3 protein-coding genes are annotated in these 4,447 nt (G+C 63.9%); 2 read left to right on the top strand and 1 reads right to left on the bottom strand.

Annotated features, from left to right (window positions below; all coding sequences use genetic code 11):
- Positions 1-126: 126 nt before the first annotated feature.
- Together G1E_RS26905 and G1E_RS26900 are read left to right on the top strand one after the other, a co-directional pair.
- Entirely contained in the window at positions 127-1,128 is a 1,002-nt protein-coding gene (locus G1E_RS26905; protein ID WP_009682682.1) for a sulfate ABC transporter substrate-binding protein, read from the top strand.
- A gap of 146 nt (positions 1,129-1,274) precedes the next feature.
- Positions 1,275-3,299: a mechanosensitive ion channel family protein gene (locus G1E_RS26900; RefSeq protein ID WP_009682683.1), complete on the top strand. Its 2,025-nt coding sequence runs from the start codon at positions 1,275-1,277 to the stop codon at positions 3,297-3,299.
- Positions 3,300-3,418: 119 nt separating this feature from the next.
- Here G1E_RS26900 and G1E_RS26895 read toward each other — a convergent pair whose 3' ends face one another.
- A complete protein-coding gene (locus tag G1E_RS26895) occupies positions 3,419-4,345 on the bottom strand; it encodes a class I SAM-dependent methyltransferase (RefSeq protein ID WP_009682684.1) in 927 nt (308 codons plus the stop codon).
- Positions 4,346-4,447: the final 102 nt, after the last annotated feature.

Raw genomic sequence — 4,447 nt, 5'->3', positions numbered from 1 at the left:
GCCGGCGATAGGGCCAGTACAGGCAGCGGAATAACCAAAGTCGTTTTTGTTCTTTAACCCGCACAAATCCACCCGCTATAGTCGCTGGCAATCTGCCCCAAAAACCTTCAAGAACAAGGAAGCAACGTGAAAAGACTCTTCACCGCCTCGCTGCTCGCCGCAGGCCTGGCCTTGGGCAACATCGCCCAGGCCGCCCCTACCCTGCTCAACGTTTCCTACGACGTGATGCGCGACTTCTACAAGGACTACAACCCAGCCTTCCAGAAACACTGGCAGGCCGAGCACAACGAGAAGGTCAACGTGCAAATGTCCTTCGGCGGCTCCAGCAAGCAGGCGCGTGCGGTGATCGATGGCCTGCCGGCCGATGTGATCACCATGAACATGGCCACCGACATCAACGCCCTGGTCGACAATGGCAAGCTGGTGCCGGACAACTGGGTGACCCGACTGCCGAACAACAGCGCGCCGTTCACCTCGGCCACCGTCTTCATCGTGCGCAAGGGCAACCCTAAAGCGCTGAAAGACTGGCCCGACCTGCTGAAGGACGGCGTGCAGGTGATCGTGCCCAACCCGAAAACCTCGGGCAATGGCCGCTACACGTACCTGTCGGCCTGGGGCTACGTGCTCAAGCAGGGCGGTGACGAAGCCAAGGCCAAGGACTTCGTTGGCAAGCTGTTCAAACAGGCCCCGGTGCTGGATACCGGCGGCCGGGCCGCGACCACCACGTTCATGACCAACCAGATCGGCGACGTGCTGGTGACCTTCGAAAACGAAGCCGAAATGATCGCCCGCGAGTTTGGCCGCGACCAGTTCGAGGTGGTCTACCCGAGCGTGTCGGCCGAGGCCGAGCCACCGGTGAGTGTGGTCGACAAGGTGGTGGCCAGGAAAGGCACCCAGGCCGTGGCCGAGGAATACCTCAAGTACCTGTGGTCGCCAGAGGCGCAGGAGATTGCCGCCAACAACTACCTGCGCCCACGCGATGCAACCGTGCTGGCCAAGTACACCGACCGCTTCCCAAAAGTCGACTTCCTGTCGGTGGAAAAGACCTTTGGTGACTGGCGCACCGTGCAGAAGACCCACTTCAACGACGGTGGCGTGTTCGACCAGATCTATACCGACAAGCAGTAATCGATTCACTCAGGCCAGGCCAGTTCGCGGCTAAAGCCGCGAATAGGCCTGGCCGGACAACACACCCAAATCGAACTTTCTCACCCCTCCAGCCTCAGTTCCCTGAGTAACCCTGCCCCGCTCACCCCGGCCCAAGGAGTACTCCAGTGCTGCGTTTCCTCTCGACCCTGCTGCTCGGCTGCCTGTTGAGCACTCACCTGCTGGCTGCCGACCCCGCCCCCAGCGAGGACCAACCCGCCGAACCCGAGCCAGTCTTGCAAGGCGGCCTGCTGGGCGCCCTGGCCGATGGCCTGGACAGCGCTGCCAGGCAGATGGACCTCGACGCCCACCTGGTTGACGCTTGGCGCCTGCGCACCGACCGCGCCGCCCAGGAAGTGGAGCGCCTGGTCGACCGCCATTCGGCCAGTGACTCACTGCACCTGGCGGGCAACTTCCTGCTCCTGACCCTCACCTGGGGGGCCGCGTTCGGCCTGCTTGGCGGTGGTGGGCGCTGGGTCGCCAAACGGGTGTCGCGCCGCCCTTGGCTGCGCGAGCACAAACGCGTCAGTGGCCTGCTGGGGTACCTGTTGCCCTACACCTTGCCAGCCCTGGCCAGCCTGCCCGTGACGCTCTATGTGAGCCGCTTCCTCGACCCCTCCGTGGCACGCGCGCTTGGCCTGAGCCTGGCCTATGCGACCAGCAGCGGGCTGTTCTCGACGTCGATCATCCTCTGCCTGATCACCCTGTTCGACGCTGGCCATAAACGCCGCGCCGTGGCGGTGATCAAGCGCCTGGCACCACGGCCGCTGTTCCTCATCGGCTTCCTTGCCGCCTGGAGCGACGCTCTGACCAGCCCGCAGATCGCCCGCCAGCTTGGCGGCAACATCACCGCCAGCGTCGCGGTGGTCACCGGCCTGACTGCCACCTTCATCTTCGCCAGCCTGGTGATCCGCCTGCGGCGCCCGGTCGCCCACTTGATCCGCAACCGCGCGTACAAGGACCGGGTACAACACCGCGCCGTGCAGGAAACCCTGCGCATTTTCTCGACACTGTGGTACCTGCCAATTCTGCTGATGATCCTGGTCTCGGCAGTCAACCTGGTAGGTGCCGGTGCCGAAAGCCAGAAAGCCCTGCAGAACGCGCTGCTGACCACCGTGCTATTGGTCTCGACGCTGTTCCTCAGCACCTTGCTGCAACACTTGCTGGCCCCCCGCGAAAGCGACCCGGCGCAGCGGGTGCGGCCCTACAAGGAACTGCTGCGCAGCCTCGCCCACGCCCTGCTGCGCATTGCCATGGCAGTGGCCTTCATCGAGCTGCTGGGGCGCATCTGGGGGTTCTCGGTGATCGACTTTGCCCTCAGCAACCGCCTGGGCCAGGCGATCAGCAACTCGCTGTCGAGCATCGGCCTGATCCTGTTGGTCACCTGGCTGCTGTGGGTGGTGCTCGATACGGCGATCCAGGAAGCGCTCAAGCCAGCTGCCGGGCGCCGCAATGCGCGCCAGCCAAGCACGCGGGTGCGGACCATTCTGCCGATGCTGCGCAACGCCATCAAAGTGATTCTGATCGTGATCTGCACCATCACCACCATGGCCAACCTGGGCATCAACGTAGCGCCGCTGCTGGCCGGTGCCGGGGTGATCGGCCTGGCCATCGGCTTCGGCTCGCAGCAACTGGTCCAGGATGTGATTACCGGGTTGTTCATCCTGATCGAAGACACCATTTCCATCGGCGACTGGGTAGTGCTGGACTCCGGCCATGCCGGAACCGTAGAAAGCCTGACCATCCGCACCCTGCGCCTGCGCGATGGCAAGGGCTTCGTGCATTCGGTGCCGTTTGGCCAGATCAAGGCGGTGACCAACCAGTCACGGCAGTTTGCCTATGCGTTCTTTTCGGTACAGTTCACCTATGACAGTGATGTGGACGCGTCACTGGCGCTGATTCATGAGGTGGGCCAGTCGATCAGCGAAGACCCCCTGCTGCGCATCAACTTGCAGGGGCCGCTGCAGGTCTTCGGTGTGGACCGCATGGACTTGAACGGGTTTGTCCTGACGGCGCAGTTCCGGACCATTTCCGGTGGGCAGTATGCGGTGAGCCGGGCGTTCAACGAACGGCTGAAGAAGCGGGTGGACCAGACTGAGAATGTGAGTTTTGCCCAGGTCTATCCGCTGCCGGTGCAGGCTCTGGGGGCTTGACGTTGCCACTACCGGCCTCTTCGCGGGCTTGCCCGCTCCCACAGGATCACCACACATCCTAATGCTGTGGAGTACCTGTGGGAGCGGGCAAGCCCGCGAATGGGCCGCCACAAGCAACATCACACCTGGCGGAATACCAAAGCCTTGAGCCCGCCCGCCGGGTCCACATCCGGAAACTCCGGCGGGTTCTCCAGCCGCTCGACAAACCCCAGCGAGGGCGCCTGCTCGGCCATCCCCTCAATCAAAAACTCCGGCCCGATCCCTGGGTCGTTCACACAGGCCAGCACCGTCCCACCCGCGCTCAACAACTCCGGCAAACGTCGCAGGATCTTCGCGTAATCCTGAGTCAGCACGAAGCTGCCGCGCTGGAAGGTCGGCGGGTCGATGATGATCAGGTCATAAGGGCCGTACTTGCGTACCTTGCCCCAGGACTTGAACAGCTCATGCCCCAGGTAGGCTACCCGCGAGGCGTCGTGACCATTGAGGCGGTGGTTGTCCCGGCCGCGCGCCAGGGCCGATTTGGCCATGTCCAGGTTCACCACCTGCTCGGCCCCACCGGCCACCGCTGCCACCGAAAAGCCGCAGGTGTAGGCGAACAGGTTCAGTACCCGCTTGCCCGCCGCCTGCTCACGCACCCAGCGGCGGCCATAGCGCATATCGAGGAACAGACCGTTGTTCTGCCGCACGCCCAGGTCCAGCAGGTAGGTCAGGCCGTCCTCGATCACTTCGCGTTGCTGGCAGGGTTCGCCCAGCAACCACTGGCCCGGGCTGTCAGGCAGGTAGCGGTGCTGGATGATGATGGCCTGGCCGGTCCACAGTGGGCGCTCGGCCAGGTTGCGCAGCATCGTCTCCAGCTCGGCTAGCTGGCCTTCGGGCGGTTCGCGGAACAGGGCGACCGACAGCACCCCCTGCAGCCAATCGACCGTGATCTGCTCCAGGCCCGCCCAGCAGCGGCCGCGGCCGTGGAACAGGCGGCGGGTTTCCTGCGGTGCAGGGTCGAGGGCGGCGAGCAGGTGTTGCTCGAGGGTGGCGATTGGGGATGTCATGACAGGTCGCAGGCTGGCAAAAGCGGCATTCTACCCGCTGAGGCCGCTTCGCAGGCAAACCAGCTACCGCATAAATTTCAAGCCCTGTGCAGTACCTGTGGG

The sequence above is a fragment of the Pseudomonas sp. TJI-51 genome, from assembly GCF_000190455.2.
Taxonomy (GTDB): Bacteria; Pseudomonadota; Gammaproteobacteria; order Pseudomonadales; family Pseudomonadaceae; genus Aquipseudomonas; species Aquipseudomonas juntendi.
This window is presented reverse-complemented; position numbering and strand designations above follow the sequence as displayed.

Bases quoted from the DNA above. Each gene is read 5' to 3' on its own strand.
- G1E_RS26895 (WP_009682684.1), bottom strand. From the start codon at position 4,345: ATGACATCCCCAATCGCCACCCTCGAGCAACACCTGCTCGCCGCCCTC.